This is a genomic window from Ancylobacter crimeensis (assembly GCF_023016805.1).
In the GTDB taxonomy this organism is placed as follows: Bacteria; Pseudomonadota; Alphaproteobacteria; order Rhizobiales; family Xanthobacteraceae; genus Ancylobacter; species Ancylobacter crimeensis.
Map to the genome: position 1 here is coordinate 95,339 of NZ_JALKCH010000011.1, position 21,569 is coordinate 116,907.

A 21,569-nucleotide genomic window follows, 5' to 3' on the forward strand; every position below is an offset into this window, starting at 1 on the left:
CCGCATTTTCCTGCAAGCAAGGCGTACGGCCCCTGTCCCCAGACGCCCCTGTCCCCAAGACCTTCGGCGCGCTCCTGCGCAGGCCACGCCCGCGCAACACAACACGTCACGCAACACACCGGCCGCGCCCCCGCGGCAAAATCCATCCGCAGCACGACCGGACCGGCACGCATCCTCCGCGCGGCGACCGCGCGAGAGCCTTTCCCGCGGCTCAGAGGTTCCGGCCGATGGCCAGGAACTTCTCCCGCCGCGCCTTCCTCAGCGCCGCAGCGTCGAGCCCCTCGAGGCTCGCCAGCGCGCTTTCGATCGCATCGCCGGTGGCGGTCATCGCCGCCTCCGGGTCGCGGTGCGCGCCCCCGGACGGCTCCGCAATGATGGCATCGACGATGCCGAAGCGCTGCAGGTCCTGCGCGGTGATTCGCATGTTGGTGGCGGCTTCCTGCGCCTTGGCGGTGTCGCGCCACAGGATGGAGGCCGCGCCTTCCGGCGAGATCACGCTGTAGATCGAATGCTCCAGCATCAGCACACGGTTGGCCGTCGCGATCGCGATGGCTCCGCCGGATCCACCCTCGCCGATGATCACGGCAACATTGGGGACGCCGAGGGAGAGGCAGGCGTCGGTCGAGCGGGCGATCGCCTCGGCCTGTCCGCGCTCTTCCGCATCGAGGCCGGGAAACGCGCCGGCCGTGTCCACCAGCGAGATGACGGGCAGGCCGAACCGGTCCGCCAGCTCCATCAGCCGGGCCGCCTTGCGGTAGCCTTCAGGCCGCGCCATGCCGAAATTATGCTTGATGCGGGTTTCGGTGGTGGAGCCCTTCTCCTGCCCGATCAGGCATACCGCCTGCCCGCGGAACCGGGCGAAGCCGCCGAGAATGGCCTGGTCGTCGGCGAATTTGCGGTCGCCCGCCAGCGGCACGAAATCCTCGAACAGCGCCCCGGCATAGTCGGAGAAGTGCGGGCGCATCGGGTGGCGCGCCACCTGCGTCTTCTGCCAGGGCGTGAGGTTGCCGTAGAGCTGGTTCAGCGCGTCGGCGGCCTTGGTCTGAAGCCGGCTGATGTCGTCGCCGATGGCCACCGCGTCGCCCTTTGCGGACAGCTCGCGCAGTTCCTCGAGCTTGGATTCCAGCTCGGCCACGGGCTTTTCGAAATCGAGATAGCTGCGCATGAGTGGTAGGCGATCCTTGCGTGCGATCTTCGGGCGTGTCGGCACCGGCGACCTGCGGGAGATCCGCCGGCACCACGGGCACGCGCCCCGGCGGGGCTTCAGTCCATAAATGCGCGCGGAAGCTGCCCTGCAAGGGGCGCGACGTCAAGGCGCGATGGCGCGAGGGCTTCGCGCAGCCCGGCGCGGCGCCGTGGCCGGCCCTCCCCCACGCCGGCGTCCCGGCCGAAGCCAAGCCATCCGCAATCGTCATCCCGGCCGGAGCGAGCGCCGAGCCGGGATCGTCCGCGCCCGTCGGGAGTCGCCCTCGAGCCGACGCGCTTCCCCGCCTCTTCGTGCGCTCGCCCGTCACGGCAAGGACGCCGGACCCGCCGGATCCGATCGCGGATCGGCCATGGTCATCCGGGATGACGGACATGGTGAGGGACGGAAATAATGAAGGATGGAAGGGGTGAAGGGCGAGCGCCCGCGCTTTCGTGCCCGCAGGGAGCATGGATAACGGCGCGGGACGGGGCGGACCGGAACGCCCCGCCGCCACCCGGCCTCACGCCACCGGCCGCAGCCGCTTCCAGTAGAGCCGCGTGCCGGTGAGGCCGCCCTGCGGCTTCAGCGCAAAGTCGGGAATGGTGCCGGCATGGACGAAGCCCTGCTTCTCATAGAGCCCGGAAGCGCCGTCCTCCTCGGCGGTGTCGAGCACCAGAAGGGTGCGCCCCTCCGCCCGGGCGCGGGCCTCGGCCGCCGCCAGAAGCGCGCGGGCGATGCCGCGACCGCGATGGGAGGGCCGCGTCATCATCTTGGCGATCTCCGCGCGGTGCGGCTGGTTGGGCGGAAGATCGGTGACGAGCGTGACCGTCGCAACCAGCGCCGGCCCCTCGCAGGCACGGAGGTCGAATGCCTGGAGGTCGAACGCCCCGAACACCACCCGCCGCCCGGCCTGCGCCGCCGCCAGCGAATCGCGCCAGAAGGCGCGCGCTTCCTCCGGGTCGAGCGGGTCCATGAAGCCGACCGAGCCGCCACCCGCGACCGTCGCCACCAGCAGGCCGGTCAGCGCCTCCAGAATCGCGGAATCGGGGCCGAGCGGGCGGATGTCGATGCCGGGAGGCGCGTCGCGGTCGGGATCGGCCATGCGACGCCCTATTCCTTCGCCAGCGGGTGCAGGTCGCGGACCATGCCCTTCAGGCGCTCGTCGAGCACATAGGTGTAGATCTGCGTCGTCGAAACGTCGGCATGGCCGAGCAAGGTCTGCACCGCCCGCAGGTCGGCGCCATGGGCGAGCAGATGGCTGGCGAAGGCGTGGCGCAGCACATGGGGCGAGAGGCGCGCGGGGTCGAGGCCGGCGGCAAGCGCGAGATCCTTCAAGTCGAGCGCCACCTGCTGGCGGGTCACATGCCCCGCTTCGGCGCCGGAGGGAAAGAGGAAGCGGCCCACCATGGCGGCCTCGGGCCGGGCCGTCACCGGACGACCGCGCCGCTTCGCCGGCGTCTCGCCGTCAGCCGCACCGCCCGCCTCCCCGGCGCGGGCGGCGGCGAGGTCCGACAGCGCGCCGCGCCACGCCGCCATCGCCGCGCGGGCGGGCTCGCCGAGCGGCACCAGCCGCTCCTTGTTGCCCTTGCCGCGCACGATGATCGCATCCCCCTGCGCCCGCGCCGCCGCCGCCGGCAGGCTCGCGAGCTCCGAGACGCGCAGGCCGGTGGCGTAGAGCAGTTCGACGAAACACGCCACGCGCGCCCGCCGCGCTCGCTCGGACAGCGTCGTCCCCTCCTCCGCGGCACGGGCGTGGGCGGTCTCGATCAGCCGGGTCACCTCGTCGACCGAGAGCACCTTGGGCAGCGCCCGTCCCCGCTTCGGCCCTTCCAGCACGGCGGCGGGGTCGTCGGCGCGCAGGCCCTCGACATAGAGGAAGCGGTGGAGCTGGCGCACCGCGGAGAGCCGGCGGGCGATGCTGGTCGCCTTGAAGCCGCGCGCGGTGAGGTCGGCGAGGAAGGCGCGGATATGGCTGGTCTCACTACCCACCACATCGGACCCATCGGTCACCAGGAACAGCTCGTAATCGGCAAGGTCGCGGCGATAGGCGTCGAGGGTGTTCGCCCCCGCCCCGCGCTCGGCCGCCATCATGTCGAGGAACAGGGCGACCGGCCCCTGCAGCGGGGCGGTCGTCATCGGTTGAACCGCTCCGCCGGAATGGTCACGCTCATCTCGCGGGGATGTGGCGGCACCAGATTGGCAAGCGCCCACATCGCCCCGTAGCAGAGCCCGCCCAGCAGACCGAGAACGACGAGAAGTCGGATCAGGCTCGGCATGAGGCTATGTCGGCACCGCGAATCGCAAGGGGAAGCCACATGCTAGGCGCATTCGCCGCTGTGGCGAAGCCTTGATGATGCAGTGCAATGGCCGCGCATCAATTGCCTCGCCTCGCGCACGATGCTAGTCCGGCAGGAAACGCGCCGGCCACCGGCTCGAAGACACGCCTTCCAAGACGCCCTCGAAGATACGCGCCGAGCCGATACGACCATGGGTCCCCTGCTGTCCGAACCCGAAAGCGAACAGGCGGCTCGGCTGCGCCAGCGGCTCGGCACCCGTTCGATCGTGCTGGTCGGCATGATGGGCGCCGGCAAGTCCTCCATCGGCAAGCGCCTTGCCCGCCGTCTCGGCATGCATTTCGCCGATGCCGACACCGAAATCGAGCAGGCCGCCGGCATGACGATCCCGGAAATCTTCGCCGCTCACGGCGAACCGGCCTTTCGCGACGGCGAGAAGCGCGTGATCGCGCGGCTGCTGGAGAATGGGCCGATCATCCTCGCCACGGGCGGCGGCGCCTATATGAACCCGGAGACGCGCGAAGCCATCGCGCTGCATGGCATCTCGGTCTGGCTCAAGGCCGAGCTGGACGTGCTGCTGCGCCGGGTGAAGCGGCGCGACGACCGTCCTCTGCTCAAGGCCGGCGACCCGGCGGCGATCCTCGCCCGGCTGATCGACGAACGCTACCCGACCTATGCCGACGCGCATGTCACGGTGATGTCTCACGATCTGCCCCACGAAGTCATGGCGGACGCCGTGATGAGCGCGGTGGAGCGCCATCTCGATACCGCCGATGCAGACCCGAGCGGAGACCCGCCCCATGCCGGCTGAACCGATCCACGCCGAGACCCTTCCCGCAGCGCATGGCAGCGCGCCGACCATCCTGCCGGTCGGACTCGGCGAGCGCAGCTATCCCATCGTGATCGGCCCCGGCCTTTTGGCCGGCATCGGCGCGCGCCTCGCCGCGCTGCGCCCCGGCGCGCGAGTCGGCATCGTGACCGACACCAACGTCGCGGAGCGCCATCTCGGCACGGTGGAGACCTCGCTAAGCGCGGCCGGCCTGCAGCCGTCCACCGTCACGGTGGCTGCGGGCGAGAAGTCCAAGTCCTTCGCAACGCTGGAAAACGTCCTCGACGGCTTGCTCGCGGCACGGATAGAGCGGCGGGACCTCGTGCTGGCGCTGGGCGGCGGCGTGGTGGGCGACCTCACCGGTTTCGCCGCGGCGGCGCTGCGGCGCGGCGTCGATTTCGTGCAGGTGCCGACCAGCCTGCTGGCGCAGGTCGATTCTTCCGTTGGCGGCAAGACCGGGATCAACAGCCGGCACGGCAAGAACCTGATCGGCGCCTTCCACCAGCCCATCCTCGTGCTGGCCGACACCGACGTGCTCGACACCCTGCCGCTGCGCGAATTCCGCTCCGGCTATGCGGAAGTCGCGAAATACGGCCTCATCGACAACGCGCCCTTCTTCGGCTGGCTGGAACGGCACTGGCAGAACGTGTTTCGCGGCGGCAGCGAACGAATCGAGGCGATCGCCACGAGCTGCGCCTCCAAGGCCGCCGTGGTGGCACGCGACGAGAAGGAAACCGGCGACCGCGCACTTCTCAATCTCGGCCACACCTTCGGCCACGCGCTGGAAGCCGGCGCCGGCTTCTCGCAGCGCCTGCTGCATGGCGAAGCGGTCGCGATCGGCATGGCGCAGGCCTTCCGCTACTCGGCCCGACACGGGCTGTGCAGCGCGGAGGACGCCGCCCGCGTCACCGCTCATCTCAACACGGTAGGCCTGCCGACCCGCATCGCCGACATTCCCGGCGAGCTTCCCGACACCGACGGGCTGATGGCGCTGATCGCACAGGACAAGAAGGTCTCGCGCGGCTCGCTCACCTTCATCCTCGCCCGCGGCATCGGCCGGTCGTTCATCGCCCGCGATGTCGAGCCCGCAGCCATCCGCGCCTTCCTCGATGCCGAGCGGGCCGGCATCACCTGATGAGCACGCATCCGCTGATCGCCCGGCTGCGTGGCCGGCTCGGCTACCGGCGGCGACCCGAGCCTGCGCCCCCGGCGCCGGCCGGCCCCAGTGAGGCGGAGCTGCTGCAGCATGCCCTCGACGCGCTCCAGCGGGTGGCGACGCTCGGCAATGACGACCGCGACATGGTCGCGGGTCTTCTCAACCTGCGCGAGCTCGAAGTCTCGGACGTCATGGTCCACCGGACCAAGATGGAGACCATCGACGTCTCGGAATCACCGGCCGAGATCGTTGCGCAGGTGATGGCCTCGCCTTTCACCCGCCTGCCGCTCTGGCGCGACATGCCGGAGAACATCACCGGCGTGCTCCACGCCAAGGACCTGCTGCGCGAATTGCAGCGGCTCGGCGAGAACATCGACGCGCTCGATGTCGAAAAGATCGCGCTGCCGCCCTGGTTCGTGCCCGGCAACACGCTCGCCGCCGACCAGCTCAAGGCGTTCCGCCGCCGCAAGCAGCATTTCGCGCTGGTGGTCGACGAGTATGGCGAGGTGATGGGTCTCGTCACCCTGGAGGACATCCTCGAGGAGATCGTCGGCGACATCTCGGACGAGCACGACAAGACCTTCGCCAGCGCTCGCCGCCACCCGGACGGCTCGGTCAGCGTGGAAGGCAGCCTCGCGATCCGCGACCTCAACCGCGCCATGGGTTGGCATCTGCCGGACGAGGAGGCGACCACCATCGCCGGGCTCGTCATCCACGAGGCGCGGATCATCCCCGAGCCTGGGCAGAGCTTCATCTTCCACGGCTTTCGCTTCCAGGTGATGCGCCGGCAACGCAACCGCATCACGCTTCTGCGGGTCATGCCGCTGCCGCCGGCCCGCCCTGCGCCCTGAGCCGGGCTACGCTCCAACGACCTATGCCCGCGCTGGCAAAAGACGGCCCGCGCCCCATATCAGGGGAACCGCGGCGTCCCGCCCTATTCGCCGGGCGCCTTTGCCTCTATGGCGAGGGCATGAAGACCGAGGCTGATTTCTTCCGCGAGAAGGCCGTTCACCAGCCGGTGCCGCGCAATGCGGTTCTGGCCGCGGAAGACCTCGGAAACGATGCGGACGCGCAGATGGGTGAGCCGGCCGGGACGATGGCCGCCATGACCCTCGTGGCGGTGGCTCTCGTCCTCGAGTTCGAGAAACACCGGCGACAGCTCGGCCAGCGCGGAGCGAATCCGGGCCAGAGCCTCGGCGACGGCCGCGGTCGGCGGATGGGATGGCGTGGAGGCGCGCATATGATCGGAGCTCATCGTCCTGCGGTAGCCGCGACGCCACACCGCGTCAATATCCCCGCGGGAACCGCACAGGAGGGCCGTGACCTGCCTGCGGTTTCTTGTATACCTGCCTCGGCCTCAGCATAATCGAACCCATGAAGCTCGACTCTCCCCTTTTTGACCGCATCCGCGTCAAGCCGGACAAGGACCGGCGCTTCCAGGCGAGCGCACCGACCTGCGAATGGGCCGGCTGCGACCAGCCTGCGACGCATCGCGCCCCAAAGGGACGCGATCGCGAAGGGCAGTTCTGGCGCTACTGCTTCGATCATGTCCGTCAGTACAACCAGTCCTACAACTACTTCGCCGGCATGAAGGACGACGCCGTCGCGGCCTATCAGAAGGACGCGATGACCGGCCACAGGCCGACCTGGAAGATGGGCTCCAACAACACCGGCGGCACCAAGCGCTTCCGCGAGGCCGAGCCGCATGAGGGCATGGCGGACCCGTTCGGCGTGTTCGGCGAAATGGGCGGACGCGCCCGCCCCGAGGCGGAACCGGCGCGCGAAAGCCGCATGATCCGCAATGCGGAGCGCAAGGCGCTGGAGACCCTTGGCGTCGAGATGAGCGCCACGGCGGAGGAGATCAAGACCCGTTTCAAGGTGCTGGTGAAGAAGTATCACCCGGACGTGAACGGCGGCGACATTTCAACCGAGGACCGTCTGCGCGACGTGATCCAGGCCTATAATTACCTGAAGAGCGCCGGCTTCTGCTGAGGCATGGCGACGAATGAGACGTCCGCTGAGGCGGGCAACGGAGGACGAATGACTGCGACGCTTACCCAGGCCGCCCCGATGCCGGACATGAAGGTTTCGGTCCGCCAGCTGTTCGGCATCGACATCGATCTGGAGGTGCCGGCCTATTCGGAGCCCGACGCCTATGTGCCCGATCTCGATCCGGACTACCTCTTCGACCGCGCCACCACGCTCGCCATCCTCGCCGGCTTCGCCCACAACCGCCGCGTGATGATCACCGGCTATCACGGCACCGGAAAGTCCAGCCATATCGAGCAGGTGGCCGCCCGCCTGAACTGGCCGTGCGTGCGCGTGAACCTCGACAGCCACATCAGCCGCATCGACCTGATCGGCAAGGACGCCATCGTGGTGAAGGACGGCCTGCAGGTCACCGAATTCCGCGACGGCATTCTGCCCTGGGCCTACCAGAACAATGTCGCGCTGGTGTTCGATGAATATGACGCCGGCCGCCCGGACGTGATGTTCGTGATCCAGCGCGTGCTGGAATCCTCCGGCCGCCTGACGCTGCTCGACCAGAACCGCGTGATCCGCCCGCACAATGCGTTCCGCCTGTTCTCGACGGCGAACACGATCGGCCTCGGCGACACCACCGGCCTCTATCACGGCACCCAGCAGATCAACCAGGCACAGATGGACCGCTGGTCCATCGTCACCTCGCTGAACTATCTGGCGCACGACAAGGAGGTGGACATCGTCGCCTCCAAGGCCAAGCACTTCCAGACCAAGGAAGGCCGCGACACCGTCTCGCGCATGGTGCGCCTCGCCGACCTCACCCGACAGGCCTTCATCAATGGCGACCTGTCGACCGTGATGAGCCCGCGCACCGTCATCACCTGGGCCGAGAACGCCGAGATCTTCAAGGATCTCGCCTTTGCCTTCCGGGTGACCTTCCTCAACAAGTGCGACGAGCTGGAGCGCACGCTGGTGGCCGAGTTCTACCAGCGTTGCTTCGGCAAGGAGCTCACGGAATCGGCGGTCAACGTCGCATTGTCCTGAGCCTCTCCACCGCGTCGGGCCGCAGGCAGGTCCTGCGGTCCGCCCGCCGTCTTCCCGCACGGGAAGGCCACCGCCAGCCATGAAGGCGCCGTCATGAATCCGTCGAACCGCACCACGCGCACGCCTCCGAAGGAGTCGCCGACCGAACCGCTCAAGCGGGCGGTGTCCGGCTGCCTGAAGGCGATCGCCGGCGAGAGCGAGATCGACGTGACCTTCGGTACGGATCGACCCGGCTTCGCCGACGGGCGCGCGCGCCTGCCGGAACCCGGCCGGCGCATGAGCAAGCAGGATGTCGCGATCCTGCGGGGACAGGCCGATTCCATGGCGCTGCGCCTGGCCTGCCACGACCCCAAGGTGCATAAGCGCCTCTCTCCCGCCGGTCAGACCGCCCGCGCCGCCTTCGAGGCCGCAGAGCAGGCCCGCTGCGAGGCGATCGGCGCGCTGCGCATGGATGGCGTGGCGCAGAACCTGACCGCGATGATCGAGGACAAGTACCAGCGCGCCAATTTCGCCAATCTCGCCGACCGCGCCGACGCCCCGATCGAGGACGCGCTGTCCCTCATCCTGCGCGAGAAGCTGACCGGCGCGCCCCCTCCGGCCGCGGCCCGCGAACTGGTGAATCTGTGGCGCGGCTTCGTCGAGGAGCACGGCGCCACCGCGCTCGCGGAGCTGGCCTCCACCACGACCGACCAGCAGCGCTTCGCCGAAGCGGTGCGCGACCTGCTGTCCTCCCTCGGCATGGGTGAGGACATCGCACCCTTCGACGAGAACAACGATCCCTCCACCGACGCCGACGATCGCCGCGACGACGATTCCGGCAAGGGCAGCGACGCCGAGGAGGAGGAGAGCACCGAGGGCAGCACCGAGATCGACACCGACCTGTCTTCCGACCAGACCCCGGAGGACAGCGAGGAGCAGCAGGAGCAGCAGCAATCCGACCTGTCGGAGGACACCGAACTCGGCGAATCCGATGAATCGACCGAGCCCTGGCGTCCGCAGACCATGTCGCCGGCCGAGCCCAAGCCGCCGGAATACCACCCCTTCACGCCCCGCTTCGACGAGACGGTGAATGCCGACGAGCTGTGCGATCCGGAGGAGCTCTCGCGCCTGCGCGCCTATCTCGACAAGCAGCTCGTGCATCTGCAGGGCATCGTCGCCCGCCTCGCCAACCGCTTGCAGCGCAAGCTGATGGCGCAGCAGAGCCGGGGCTGGGAGTTTGACCTCGAGGAAGGCATGCTGGATCCGGCGCGCCTGCACCGCGTCATCATCGACCCGATGCAGCCGCTTTCCTTCAAGCGCGAGCGCGACACCGACTTCCGCGACACCGTGGTCACCCTGCTGCTCGACAATTCTGGCTCCATGCGCGGCCGGCCGATCACGGTCGCCGCCGCCTGCGCCGACATTCTGGCACGCACGCTGGAGCGTTGCGGGGTGAAGGTCGAGATCCTCGGCTTCACCACCAAGGCATGGAAGGGCGGGCAGGCGCGCGAGAGCTGGCTCGCCGCCGGCAAGCCCGGCACGCCGGGCCGGCTGAACGACCTGCGCCACATCATCTACAAGTCGGCGGACGCACCCTGGCGGCGGGCTCGCAAGAATCTCGGCCTGATGATGCGCGAAGGGCTGCTGAAGGAGAACATCGACGGCGAAGCGCTCGATTGGGCGCACAACCGCCTGCTGGCCCGCAACGAATCCCGCCGCATCCTGATGATGATCTCGGATGGTGCGCCGGTGGACGATTCGACGCTTTCGGTGAATCCCGGCAATTATCTGGAACGGCATCTGCGCTGGATCATCCAGCAGATCGAGGACAAGTCCCCCGTCGAGCTCATCGCCATCGGCATTGGCCACGACGTGACGCGCTACTACAAGCGCGCCGTCACCATCGTCGATGCCGAGGAACTGGGCGGAGCGATGACCGACAAGCTGGCGGAGTTGTTCGACGAACAGGACGCCCGCAACCCCGGGCGCGGACGTCGCCTGCACTGAGCAGGCGCGCGGGGGCGGATGCAACCCTGCCCCCGACATGCCGTTCCCGAAATCTTGGCTTTACCTCTTGAAACGCCGCGGATTGCCCCCACATCAAGGACATCCCAGCCAGAGAGGGGCTTCCGGCATGCCGGCGCATCGTCAGCGCCGCGTCGGATGGGGAAGGGTCAGGACGGATGTACTCCGGCCCTTCGCATTCCCCCCGGTCGCCTGACGAGCGACCGGCGCTCTGGCGGGAGACGTCTTTTCCTCTCCGTCGTCTTGAACATCGGCTGTGTCGCCGGATGTCTTGGATGACGGATGCGAAGATCGAAAACGGGCCGCACCGCTTCATCCGGCGCGGCCCATTCTGTTTTTACACCCCGAAGGGTGGACGCGAGCCTCGCGGGTCGCCGACCTCGTCCAGCGCCACGTCCGGCCCCGGATCGTCCGGCATATGGGGCGTCGCCAATACCGGGCGCAGCGGGATCGGTGCTGCCGGCGGGGGGACGGGCGCCGCTTTAGCCTCGACCGGTGTGGCCACGACCTCCGGCTCCGGCACGATTATGGTCGGCACCTCGCTTGCCGTGCGGGCTTCCACGATCTTGGCCTCGACGATGCGGGCCTCGGCGGCACGCTCCTCGACGATCCGCTCCTCGATGGCCCGCGCTTCCTCCGCCTCGCGCTGCTCCACCGCGGCGGCGATGGCGATGCGCACGCGCTCCGCCTCGTTCTCGAGCACGGGCGTCGACGGCACGCCGGGCGGCACCCGCCACTCGAAGGCGTCGAGCCGGCCGGTCACGGGGGAGACCGGCGCCCAGCGCTCGGCGACGATGCCGTCCGCCACCCAGGCCGGGTCGCGCGGCGCACGCACGGCGCGGGCGGTCCATTCGCGGGCCTTGCCGATGTCCCCGCTCTCCGTGGCTTCGAGCTCCGCCATCAGCAGGCAGACACGCTGCGAGGCCGTGTCGAGCATATCCTCCAGCGCCGCCCGGGCGACGGCGAATTCCTGCGCGTCGAGCGCCGCCCGGGCGATGATCATGGCGCTTTCCGGATGGGTCGGCGCACGGGCGGTGAGGTTGTGGACCCGGCGCATCCGCTCCCGCGCCGAATCGCTCGGCCTCAGATGCAGATAGGCGTCGCCGAGTTCGGGATGCGGGGTCGCGGCATAAGCGTGCTCGAGGATCTTGGACGCCTTGCGCACATCGCCCGCCGCGCCGAGCAGACGCCCGGCGATCTCGGCCGCCGGCACGAGGGTCGGGGCAAGCCGCACCGCTTCGACCGCCCGATCCTTCGCCACCGCGGGGTCGCTGAATTCCAGCCCCTGCGCCTGAGCCGCCAGCAAGACCGCGCGGCGGCGCCGATGGGTCGTCCGGTCGAGCGCGCCATGAGCGACCTCGCGCTCCAGCACCGCCAGCGCACCCTTGTAGTCGCCGGCGAGGCAGCGTGCCTCGATCACCGCATCGGAGGCCCAGATCAGGCCCGGCTCGTGACGGGCCGCTTCCTCGGCGGTGGCAAGCGCGGCGACCGCATCGCCACGCCGACGGGCCTCCACATGCAGCCCGCGCAGGCCGAGCACGCGGGTCGCCGGCGTCTCCGCCATGGAGCGGAAGGCCGCTTCCGCCGCCTCGGCATTGCCGGAAAGCTGTGCCGCCTGCGCCGACAGCAGCCGCGCCAGCGGCTCGTGCCCCACCAGCCGCTCGGCATCGGAAGCCGCGCGCCGGGCACCGGCGACATCGCCGGAGCCGACCGCGACGAGCCCGCGCGAGATGGCGGCGAATCCCTTGTTCCGCCGCCTATTCCGCCAGGCCATGGTCATCAGGTCGGGCGACTGCAGCAGGAACCGCAGCAGGTTCCACAAGAGGATCGCGAGGGCGATGACCACCAGCAGCGCGCTGGCCGCCACCATCACGCTGGTATGGACCTCCCAGCCCTGCCAGACGATGGAGATGTCCCCGGGCCGGTCCGCGAGCCAGGCGACGCCGAACGCGACCGCCGCGAGGACGAGAAGATAGATGACGAGACGGATCAAGGCGTCCTCCCGGCGAGAGCGGCGAGAATGCGCCGGTTGACGGCATCGATGCCGGCGAGCGCGGACTGGCGGGCATCGAGCTGGGCGAGAACCGCGGTCACGCTCTCGGGTTGGGGTGCCGGCACGCTCTTCAGAAGTTCGGTCGCCTTGGCGGTGTCGCCGCGGCGCAGCGCGTTGCGCGCAGCCCCCAGCGTCTCGCCGGTGGCATCGGCAATCGCCGCGTCATCGTCGGTGCGGCGCACGGTGATGAGGCCCTGCGCGCCCTGCTTCAGCCGGTCGAAGAAGCTGGAACCGCCCTCCCCGGTCGCAGGCTCGGGCGCCGCCTCGGGCTTCGGCTCGAGGGTGAGCCGGTTCGCCAGCATTGCCGGTGTCGGCAGGCCTGCTGCAGCATAGGGGTCGAGACTGGAGAGCTCGGGCACCGCGCCGCCGGCCAGTGCCTTCAGCGTCGCGAGTTCGTCGGCATAGGGCTCGCCCGCCCGGATCGCGCTGCGCAGCGCGACAAGGGCCGTGAGCTGGGCGCCCTCGCGCGCCACTGCCTCGGACCGCTCGACCATCGCCTTCGCGGAACCGGCCGTCTGCTCATTGACCTGGCCGAGAGTCTGGACACGTTCGTCCAGCGCCGCGATCCGGTCGCCGAGCCCGCTCACGGCACCAACGGCACCTGCGGCGCGGGCGGCGTCGTTCACGGCCTGCTGGGCCTGATCGCTCACCTTGCCGGCCTGTTCGGCGGCCTGCCGTGCCGCCTCGTCGGCGGCGCCGGCGCGGTCGCCCGCCTGCTTCGCCGCCTGTTCGACGGCGGCGATGCGATCCAGAACTTCGGGTGCTGGCGCGGCGTTCGCCGGCGCCTTCTCGAGCGCGCTCACACGGCTGTCGAGCTGGCCGACCGAATCGCCCAGCGTGCCGACCCGCGCATCGGGCTCGGCCGCCGGTGCGGGTCGGGCCTCAAGCGCGTCGAGCCGCTGGCGCAGATCGACGACATGCGCCTCCACGTCGGTGATCGCCTCGGCATTCTCGGAAGCGTCATAGACCATGCCGGCAACGGCGAAGGCGATCGCCCCGCCGATGATGCCGCAGGCGAGTGCAAGGCCCGCCACCGCGAGCGGCCCGGGCGACCGGCGCTGCGGCGCCGGGACGGCCGCGAAGCGTTCCTCCCGCGCGGCCGGCTCAACCGGATCGCCGGGGGGCGGCGCATCGGGCGAGCGGTCGGCAAAAGCGGACTTGCCCTCCGGTGAAGCCGGAGAGGAGGCCAGGGCCTCGACACCGGAAGCCTCGGAAGGAGCCGAATCGGCGGATGCGGGTTCGTGCGCAGATTCCGGCGCAACGATCTCCGGCGCGGACGTGTCGGGCGTGGACGTCTCGGTGGAGAACGTCTCGGCCGGCGTTTCGGGCGCGAATGCCTCGGAGACCGATGTCTCGGGCGTGGGTGTGTCCGTCTTCGGCGTTACATCGGTGGCGGAGAGATTGATGGTCGCCGGCGCGCGGCGGCGCCCCTTCCGGCCGGCAAGCGGCACCGTTGCCGTCGCCGGATCATCGGTCACCGGCTCGGCCGTCACCGTCCTGTCCACGTCGGACCTGCCGGCCTGCGGGCCGGCCACATTCGGCTCGGGTGCGGGCTGCTTTGGGGTGTCCGCCGGATCGTCCTTCACCACGTGCTCACCTCACGATCAACCTGCCGGTCAGGGTAGCAGCGGGGATAGACCGCCGCACCTCTGGTAGCAACATCGTATGGTCCTTGTGGTTCACATCCCAAGCAAGGAGAGAAGAGATTCTTCCGTCGGTTCCGCACAGAAGCCAGCCGACCAGCCGGCCTGCACCAGTTTTGCGGCAATATTCGCCGAGAGGCAGACATGCCGCATCGCGCCGAGCTGCGCGACGAGCCCCGCCTGCCGGCCAAGCGCCACCAAGGTCGCGGCCGTCTTCGGCGAGAAATGCAACACCGCGTCGATCTGTCCCTGTGCAAGCGCGGCATGGGTAGCGGGCGTCAGGACCCGCGCCGCCGCGGTGCGATAGATCACCATCACGTCAACCGCGATGCCGTCCGCGCGCAGCGCCTCGCCGAGATCGACCGCACGGTCCTCCCCGGCCACATGGAGCACGCGCGCACCGGCCGGGAGCCGCTCCCGCAGCAGCGCGGCGAGGGCCACCCCGTTGCCGGCGGCGATCTCCACCGCGCTGAACGCGTCGCCGGCCGCCGCGGCCGTGCGCCAGCCCACCGCGAAGAGCGGCAGCCGATCCAGCTCCCCCCGCGCCGGGTGACGCTGCAACAGCCGCGCCCCGTTCACGCTGGTCAACGTCACCGCGTCGAAACGCCCCGCCGGCAGCGCCGCCGCGAGCGGCTCGACCGTCAGCAGCGGCTCGATCACGACTTCGTGTCCCATGGCGACGAGGCGCGCGGCTGTGGTCTCGGCGTCCGGCAGCGGGCGGGTGACGAGAATACGCATCGCTCAGTCCGGCAGGATATGCCGCGGCGCGCGCGCTTTCACATCGCGGCCCGCCTCGGTGCCAATGGCGACGGCCTCGGAAATCGTGCAACGCCGCTCCACCTCCACCGCCTCGCGCCCGTCCGGCGACAGCAGCAGGCCGCGGAAGCTCACCTCGCCGCCCTCGATCCGGGCGAGGCCGGCGAGCGGGGTGCGGCAGGAGCCGTCCAGCTCGGTCAGGAAGGCGCGTTCCATGCTCACCGCGACGCCGGTGGCCGGATCCAGCACGGGGGCGAGTTGCTCGCCGGTCGCGGCATCGCCCAGCCGCGCCTCGATGGCCACCGCCCCCTGCCCCACCGCGGGCAGGAACGCATCGGTCGGGAGCACCGCGCTCGCTTTGTCCGCCAGGCCGAGCCGGGTGAGGCCGGCGAGCGCTAGCAGCGTGCCGTCGAATACGCCATCGCGTACCTTGCCGAGTCGGGTATGTACGTTGCCGCGCAGCAGCGACACGTCGAGGTCCGGCCGCAGCCGCCGAAGCTGGGCTTCCCGGCGCAGCGAGGCGGTGCCGATGCGCGCGCCCGGCGGTAGGTCGTCGAGCGAAGCGCCTTCGCGCAAGATCAGCGCGTCCCGCACATCGGCGCGGGGCAGATAGCCGGCTATGTGCAGACCGTCCGGCAGTTGCGTCGCCATGTCCTTGGCCGAATGCACCGCGAGATCGATGCGCCCGTCGAGAAGCGCCTCCTCCAGTTCCTTGGTGAAGAGCCCCTTGCCCCCGGCCTCGGCGAGCGCGCGGTCGGTGATGGCATCGCCTGTGGTGCGGATCACCTCGACCGCGACGTCCCCGGGCGACCAGCCATGGGCCGCCACCAGCGCATCGCGCACCGCATGGGCCTGCCACAGCGCCAGCGGGCTGCCGCGGGTGCCGAGGGTGAGCCGCGGACGGGATGGGGTAAGCGATTGCGTCATGACGGGCTGCGATGCTAGCGGTTCAGGGAGGGTCCAGAACACCCGGACCGACCCATAAGTCAACGCCGCGCCGCGACGGCGCGCCAGAGGCAGGCCTCGAGCGATGAGCGATCTTCTTCTGTTGGGCATCGAGACGACCTGCGACGAGACCGCCGCCGCGGTGGTGCGCCGGCGCGCGGATGGCAGTGGCGAGATCGTCTCCAATGTCGTGCTCTCACAGATCGACGAGCACGCCGCTTATGGCGGGGTGGTGCCGGAAATCGCCGCCCGCGCCCATGTCGAGGTGACCGACCGGGTGATCGACGAGGCGCTTAAGGCGGCCGGCATCGAACTGCGCCAGCTCGACGGCATCGCCGCCGCCGGCGGACCGGGACTGATCGGCGGGGTGATCGTCGGCCTCACCACGGCAAAGGCGCTGGCGCTTGCCACCGGCAAGCCGCTCATCGCGGTGAACCACCTCGAAGCCCATGCGCTGACCGCCCGGCTCACCGACGGCGTCGGCTTCCCCTATCTGCTGCTGCTGGTCTCCGGCGGCCATACCCAGCTTGTCTGCGTGTCCGGGGTCGGCGCCTATCGCCGGCTCGGCGGCACCATCGACGACGCCATCGGCGAGGCCTTCGACAAGACCGCCAAGATGCTGGGCCTGCCCTATCCGGGCGGCCCGGAGGTGGAGAAGGCGGCCGAGCGCGGCGATGCCACCCGATTCGCCCTGCCCCGCCCGCTGATGGGACGACACGAGCCGGATTTCTCGCTCTCCGGCCTCAAGACCGCGGTGCGGCTCGAAGCGTTGAAGATCGCCCCGCTCTCCGAACAGGACGTGTGCGACCTGTGCGCGTCCTTCCAGGCGGCGATCGTCGATATCGTCGCCGACCGGGTGCGCGCCGCGATGCGGGTGATGCGCGAGATCGGCCAGAAGCCGACCGCTCTCGTGCTTGCCGGCGGGGTCGGCGCCAATCAGGCGGTGCGGCGGATGCTGCACAAGGTGGCGGCCGAAGGCGGCACCCGGCTCGCTGTGCCACCACCGGCGCTGTGCACCGACAACGGCGCGATGATCGCATGGGCCGGGGCCGAGCGGCTGGCGCTGGGCGAGCGCGACGGGCTGGACATCCCGCCCCGCGCCCGCTGGCCGCTCAACGAGGCGACGCTGGCGGCGCAGACAGCGCCCGCTGCGGCTGAGGAAGCGCCCGCCGGTGAAGCCCCCGCCACTCCCGGCCTGGCCTGATGGCTGCCATCAACTCCATCGGCGTCATCGGCGCCGGCGCCTGGGGCACCGCGCTCGCCAATGCGGCGGCACGCGCCGGGCGCCCGGTCCGGCTCTGGGCACGCGATCCCGCGCTGGTGGCGGCGCTTGCTGCGGCGCGCGTGAATGAGCGCTATTTGCCCGGCGTGTCGCTGGAAGAGGCGGTCGCCGTCACGCCGGACCTTGCCGAGGCCGCCGCCTGCGATGCCGTGCTGCTCGCGGTGCCCGCGCAGGCGAGCCGCGAGGCGGCGGGCGAACTCTCGTCCATCCTTGCGCGGGGCACTCCGCTCGTCACCTGCGCCAAGGGCATCGAGCGGACCAGCTCTCTGTTCATGACGCAGGTTCTGGCGGAAGCCTGCCCGCGCGCCGTGCCCGCCATCCTCTCCGGTCCCAGCTTCGCGGTGGATGTCGCCGCCGGCCTGCCCACGGCCGTCACGCTCGCGGCGGAAGACGGTGCGCTCGCCCGCGACCTCGCCATGGCGCTCGGCTCGGGAGCCTTCCGGCTGTACCACACGGACGATGTTCGCGGCGTCGAAATCGGCGGGGCGGCGAAGAACGTGCTGGCCATCGCCGCTGGCATCGTCGCCGGGCGCGGCCTCGGTGCCAGCGCCAGCGCGGCCCTGATCGCCCGCGGCTTCGCCGAGCTGATGCGATTCGGCCGGGCCTACGGGGCGCGGGCGGAGACGCTGACCGGACTGTCCGGACTCGGCGACCTCATCCTCACCGCCTCCTCCACCCAGTCGCGCAACCACGCTTTCGGCCTCGCGCTGGGACGCGGCGAGGCGCCCGACGGCAAGCTGGCGGAAGGCGCGCTTACCGCGCAGGTGCTGGTGCGCCTCGCCCGCGAGCGCGGCATCGACATGCCCCTCGCCGAGGCGGTGGACCAGGTGGTGAGCGGCACCTGCGACATCAACGCCGCCATCGGCGCCCTCCTGGCACGGCCGCAGAAGGCCGAAAGCTGATCTTTTTTCGAACGACCGGACCCCGAACCATGGCGCACTGGCTCTACAAATCCGAACCCTTCAAATGGTCGTGGGACCAGCAGGTCGCCGCAGCCGACAAGGGCACCCACTGGGACGGCGTGCGCAACCACCTCGCCAAGCAACAGCTCCTCGCCATGAAGCTCGGCGACCGCGGCTTCTTCTACCATTCCAACGAGGGCAAGGAGATCGTCGGCATCGTGGAGGTGATCCGCGAGGCCTATCCCGACCCCTCGGACCCGACCGGAAAATTCGTGATGGTGGACATCAAGGCGGTCGAGCCGCTTAAGAAGCCGGTCAGCCTCGCCGCCATCAAGGCCGAGCCGCGCCTGTCGGAAATGGCGCTGATGAAGTTCTCCCGCCTTTCGGTGCAGCCGGTGACCGACGCCGAATGGGACATCGTGCTCGAAATGTCGCGGGCGTGAGCGCCGCCGCCCCGATCCGCGATCCCGCCGGCTTCATCCGCGCCGAGACGCGGCTGCGGCCAGTGCCGATGGTGCCCGAGATCGCCCTCCATCTCGCCGACGAGGCGGTGCCGATCTGGCACCGCACCGAGGAGGAGCTGGGCGCGCTGGGCCTGCCGCCGCCCTTCTGGGCCTTCGCCTGGGCCGGCGGGCAGGCGCTCGCCCGCAACATTCTGGATCACCCCCCGCGGGTGGCGGGCAAGCGGGTTCTCGACTTCGCCTCCGGCTCCGGCCTCGTCGCCATCGCTGCCGCCAAGGCGGGCGCACGCGACGTGACGGCGGCCGACATCGACCCCTTCGCTGCCCACGCCATCGCGCTCAACGCGGCGGTGAACGACGCCGCCGCCGTCCATGTCGCCCATCGCGACCTGATCGGCGCGGATGAGGGCTGGGACGTGGTGCTGGCTGGCGACATCGCCTATGAGCGCGACCTCGCCGGCCGCGTCTTCGACTGGCTGCTCGCACTTGCCGGGCGGGGCGCGCAGGTTTGGATCGGGGATCCCGGCCGTTCCTATCTGCCGCGCGACAGGCTGGAGAGGATCGCCGAATATGGCGTTCCGGTGTCGCGGGAGCTGGAAGACGCCGAGATCAAGCGCACCTTCGTCTGGCAGCCACGCCTTGCCGGAGGAGCCGCGTGATGCAGGTCAAGGCAGGCGCTTAGACTACTGCCAAAGTTCGGGACGGCGTCGGCTTGTCCGCTTTCGCTGCACTGCCCATAATCCGCCCGAAGAAGAATGAGACGGCGCCATGCACCGAGAGAGTGTCGCGCCCACTGCAGGGAGACCGCCATGTCCGAGCCACATCTCTACCCCGTGCCGTCCGAATGGGCGAAGCGCGCCTATGTGGACGATACCGCCTACCAGGAACGCTACGCCGCCTCGATGCGGGACCCGGAAGCCTTCTGGGGTGAGGAAGGCAAGCGCATCGACTGGTTCACGCCCTATACGCGGGTGAAGAACACCTCCTTCGCACCCGGCGCGGTCTCGATCAAATGGTTCGAGGACGGCGTCACCAACATCGCCCACAACTGCATCGACCGGCACCTCGCCACCCGCGGCGATCAGGTCGCGATCATCTGGGAGGGCGACGACCCTTCGGAGTCCCGGCACATCACCTATCGGGAGTTGCATGACGAGGTCTGCCGCTTCGCCAATGTGCTGCGCAACCGCGATGTCGGGAAGGGCGACCGGGTCACCATCTACATGCCGATGATCCCGGAAGCCGCTTTCGCCATGCTGGCCTGCGCCCGGCTCGGCGCGGTGCATTCCGTGGTGTTCGGCGGCTTCTCCCCGGACAGCCTCGCCGGCCGCATCGTCGATTGCGGCTCGAAGGTGGTCATCACCTGCGACGAAGGCCTGCGCGGCGGCCGCAAGGTGCCGCTGAAGGCCAATGTCGACGCCGCCATCGTCAAGGCCGGCGAGGACAAGGTCGACCACGTCATCGTGGTGCGCCGCACCGGCGGAAATGTCGCGATGAAGCCCGGCCGCGACGTCTGGTACCACCAGGCGGCCGAGATGGTGACCAGCGAATGCCCGGCGGTCGCGGTTGGCGCCGAGGATCCGCTGTTCATCCTCTACACCTCCGGCTCGACCGGCAGCCCCAAGGGCGTGCTGCACACCACCGGCGGCTATCTCGTCTACGCCTCGATGACGCACCACTATGTCTTCGACTACCACGACGGCGACATCTACTGGTGCACCGCCGATATCGGCTGGGTGACCGGGCACAGCTACATCGTCTACGGCCCGCTCGCCAATGGCGCGACCACGCTCATGTTCGAGGGCGTGCCGAACTATCCGAGCAACTCCCGCTTCTGGGAGGTGATCGACAAGCACAAGGTCACGATCTTCTACACCGCCCCGACCGCGATCCGGGCGCTGATGCAGGGCGGCGATGCACCGGTCTCGAAGACCTCGCGCGCCAGCCTTCGCCTGCTCGGCTCGGTCGGCGAACCGATCAATCCGGAGGCGTGGGAGTGGTACTACCGCGTGGTCGGCGAGAACCGCTGCCCCATCGTCGACACCTGGTGGCAGACTGAGACCGGCGGCATCCTGATCACCCCGCTGCCCGGCGCCACCGCGCTGAAGCCCGGCTCGGCGACCCGCCCGTTCTTCGGCGTGCGTCCCGAAATCGTGGACGCCGAGGGCACCGTGCTGGAGGGCGCCTGCGAGGGCAATCTCGTGATCGCGGATTCGTGGCCGGGCCAGATGCGCACGGTCTATGGCGACCATGAGCGCTTCATGCAGACCTATTTCGCCACCTACCCGAACAAGTACTTCACCGGCGACGGCTGCCGGCGCGATGCCGACGGCTATTACTGGATCACGGGCCGCGTCGACGACGTGATCAACGTCTCGGGCCACCGCATGGGCACCGCCGAGGTGGAGAGCGCGCTGGTCGCGCACCCCAAGGTGTCCGAAGCGGCGGTGGTCGGCTATCCGCACGACATCAAGGGGCAGGGTATCTATGCCTATGTCACGCTGATGGCCGGCGAAGTGGAAACCGAAGACCTTCGCAAGGAACTGATCGTCTGGGTGCGCACGGAGATCGGCCCGATCGCCTCGCCCGACCTCATCCAGTTCGCGCCCGGCCTGCCCAAGACGCGCTCCGGCAAGATCATGCGCCGCATCCTGCGCAAGATTGCGGAAGACGAGTTTGGCAATCTCGGCGACACTTCGACGCTGGCCGATCCGGCGGTGGTCGACGACCTCGTCTCGAACCGCCAGAACAAGAAGGCCGCCGGCGTGGCGTAGTGCCACGACGCAGGGCGACACCGGCGGGCGGGCGGCTTGCGTCGCCCGCCGCCTTCGCGCGCCATTCCCAGCCGCCTCCCACGCAGCGGTCCTCCCGGCCGAAACGACGCGGAAAGCCGGCATCGCTTCCCGCCCCGGGGAACAATGAGCCTCAGATTCGCCGTCCACCATGCCGCCTCAAGCGACGGCGTGACGGTTTGACCACGCCGGAGCCTGACGGCGCGCGCATGAGAATCGCCCGCCGTCCATGCGATCCA

General features: G+C 69.8%; 19 protein-coding genes and 1 pseudogene. 11 read left to right on the plus strand and 9 right to left on the minus strand.

Annotated elements, in window-relative coordinates; all coding sequences use genetic code 11:
• Nucleotides 1-211: 211 nt before the first annotated feature.
• The 4 genes from MWN34_RS16255 to MWN34_RS16270 form a co-directional block, all read right to left on the minus strand.
• The gene (locus MWN34_RS16255) at nucleotides 212-1,165 is read right to left on the minus strand and encodes an acetyl-CoA carboxylase carboxyltransferase subunit alpha (RefSeq protein ID WP_247030363.1); all 954 of its coding nucleotides are present in this window, start codon (nucleotides 1,163-1,165) and stop codon (nucleotides 212-214) included.
• A 541-nt stretch (nucleotides 1,166-1,706) separates the two neighbouring features.
• Nucleotides 1,707-2,288, minus strand: coding sequence for a GNAT family N-acetyltransferase (locus MWN34_RS16260; RefSeq protein WP_247030364.1), 582 nt, complete (start codon nucleotides 2,286-2,288; stop codon nucleotides 1,707-1,709).
• An 8-nt stretch (nucleotides 2,289-2,296) separates the two neighbouring features.
• A complete protein-coding gene (locus MWN34_RS16265) occupies nucleotides 2,297-3,322 on the minus strand; it encodes a site-specific tyrosine recombinase XerD (RefSeq protein WP_247030365.1) in 1,026 nt (341 codons plus the stop codon).
• The gene (locus MWN34_RS16270; protein WP_247030366.1) at nucleotides 3,319-3,462 is read right to left on the minus strand and encodes a hypothetical protein; all 144 of its coding nucleotides are present in this window, start codon (nucleotides 3,460-3,462) and stop codon (nucleotides 3,319-3,321) included. Before MWN34_RS16270 ends, MWN34_RS16265 begins: the two co-directional genes overlap by 4 nt.
• Nucleotides 3,463-3,673: 211 nt before the next feature.
• Between MWN34_RS16270 and MWN34_RS16275 the strand changes: the two genes are divergently transcribed.
• From MWN34_RS16275 to MWN34_RS16285, 3 genes and pseudogenes are all read left to right on the plus strand, one after another.
• Nucleotides 3,674-4,291 carry a shikimate kinase gene (locus MWN34_RS16275; protein ID WP_247030367.1) on the plus strand — a complete coding sequence of 206 codons (618 nt, stop codon included), beginning with the start codon at nucleotides 3,674-3,676 and terminating at the stop codon, nucleotides 4,289-4,291.
• Complete coding sequence (gene aroB / locus MWN34_RS16280; protein WP_247030368.1) at nucleotides 4,281-5,444, plus strand: 3-dehydroquinate synthase; 1,164 nt, start codon at nucleotides 4,281-4,283, stop codon at nucleotides 5,442-5,444. Before MWN34_RS16275 ends, aroB begins: the two co-directional genes overlap by 11 nt.
• 89 nt (nucleotides 5,445-5,533) lie before the next feature.
• A pseudogene (locus MWN34_RS16285) lies at nucleotides 5,534-6,316 on the plus strand (transporter associated domain-containing protein); the annotation flags it as partial.
• Nucleotides 6,317-6,399: 83 nt separating this feature from the next.
• Here the strand turns inward: MWN34_RS16285 and MWN34_RS16290 are convergent.
• A complete protein-coding gene (locus MWN34_RS16290) occupies nucleotides 6,400-6,720 on the minus strand; it encodes a BolA family protein (RefSeq protein ID WP_247030369.1) in 321 nt (106 codons plus the stop codon).
• 119 nt (nucleotides 6,721-6,839) lie between these two features.
• Between MWN34_RS16290 and MWN34_RS16295 the strand changes: the two genes are divergently transcribed.
• The 3 genes from MWN34_RS16295 to cobT all read left to right on the plus strand — a co-directional run bounded on the left by MWN34_RS16295 (nucleotide 6,840) and on the right by cobT (nucleotide 10,478).
• A complete protein-coding gene (locus tag MWN34_RS16295; protein ID WP_247030370.1) occupies nucleotides 6,840-7,457 on the plus strand; it encodes a J domain-containing protein in 618 nt (205 codons plus the stop codon).
• Nucleotides 7,458-7,505: 48 nt separating this feature from the next.
• Nucleotides 7,506-8,492, plus strand: coding sequence for a cobaltochelatase subunit CobS (gene cobS, locus MWN34_RS16300; RefSeq protein WP_247030371.1), 987 nt, complete (start codon nucleotides 7,506-7,508; stop codon nucleotides 8,490-8,492).
• Between the two features lie 93 nt (nucleotides 8,493-8,585).
• A complete protein-coding gene (gene cobT, locus MWN34_RS16305) occupies nucleotides 8,586-10,478 on the plus strand; it encodes a cobaltochelatase subunit CobT (RefSeq protein WP_247030372.1) in 1,893 nt (630 codons plus the stop codon).
• Between the two features lie 355 nt (nucleotides 10,479-10,833).
• Here the strand turns inward: cobT and MWN34_RS16310 are convergent, their stop codons facing one another.
• The 4 genes from MWN34_RS16310 to hemC form a co-directional block, all read right to left on the minus strand.
• Nucleotides 10,834-12,489, minus strand: coding sequence for a heme biosynthesis protein HemY (locus MWN34_RS16310; RefSeq protein WP_247030373.1), 1,656 nt, complete (start codon nucleotides 12,487-12,489; stop codon nucleotides 10,834-10,836).
• Nucleotides 12,486-14,138, minus strand: a complete 1,653-nt coding sequence (locus tag MWN34_RS16315; protein WP_247030374.1) for a hypothetical protein — start codon at nucleotides 14,136-14,138, stop codon at nucleotides 12,486-12,488. Before MWN34_RS16315 ends, MWN34_RS16310 begins: the two co-directional genes overlap by 4 nt.
• Nucleotides 14,139-14,228: 90 nt before the next feature.
• A complete protein-coding gene (locus MWN34_RS16320) occupies nucleotides 14,229-14,930 on the minus strand; it encodes a uroporphyrinogen-III synthase (RefSeq protein WP_281503055.1) in 702 nt (233 codons plus the stop codon).
• A 3-nt stretch (nucleotides 14,931-14,933) separates the two neighbouring features.
• Nucleotides 14,934-15,875 carry a hydroxymethylbilane synthase gene (gene hemC, locus MWN34_RS16325; protein WP_247030376.1) on the minus strand — a complete coding sequence of 314 codons (942 nt, stop codon included), beginning with the start codon at nucleotides 15,873-15,875 and terminating at the stop codon, nucleotides 14,934-14,936.
• 103 nt (nucleotides 15,876-15,978) lie between these two features.
• Here hemC and tsaD point away from each other — a divergent pair, with 103 nt between their 5' ends.
• The 5 genes from tsaD (at nucleotide 15,979) to acs (ending at nucleotide 21,312) form a co-directional block, all read left to right on the plus strand.
• Nucleotides 15,979-17,097 carry a tRNA (adenosine(37)-N6)-threonylcarbamoyltransferase complex transferase subunit TsaD gene (tsaD, locus tag MWN34_RS16330; RefSeq protein WP_247030377.1) on the plus strand — a complete coding sequence of 373 codons (1,119 nt, stop codon included), beginning with the start codon at nucleotides 15,979-15,981 and terminating at the stop codon, nucleotides 17,095-17,097.
• The gene (locus MWN34_RS16335; RefSeq protein ID WP_247030378.1) at nucleotides 17,097-18,077 is read left to right on the plus strand and encodes an NAD(P)H-dependent glycerol-3-phosphate dehydrogenase; all 981 of its coding nucleotides are present in this window, start codon (nucleotides 17,097-17,099) and stop codon (nucleotides 18,075-18,077) included. Before tsaD ends, MWN34_RS16335 begins: the two co-directional genes overlap by 1 nt.
• Nucleotides 18,078-18,106: 29 nt before the next feature.
• Complete coding sequence (locus MWN34_RS16340) at nucleotides 18,107-18,520, plus strand: EVE domain-containing protein (protein WP_247030379.1); 414 nt, start codon at nucleotides 18,107-18,109, stop codon at nucleotides 18,518-18,520.
• A 68-nt stretch (nucleotides 18,521-18,588) separates the two neighbouring features.
• Nucleotides 18,589-19,197, plus strand: a complete 609-nt coding sequence (locus MWN34_RS16345) for a class I SAM-dependent methyltransferase (RefSeq protein WP_425532135.1) — start codon at nucleotides 18,589-18,591, stop codon at nucleotides 19,195-19,197.
• 150 nt (nucleotides 19,198-19,347) lie between these two features.
• Nucleotides 19,348-21,312, plus strand: a complete 1,965-nt coding sequence (gene acs / locus MWN34_RS16350; protein ID WP_247030381.1) for an acetate--CoA ligase — start codon at nucleotides 19,348-19,350, stop codon at nucleotides 21,310-21,312.
• Nucleotides 21,313-21,569 lie beyond the last annotated feature (257 nt).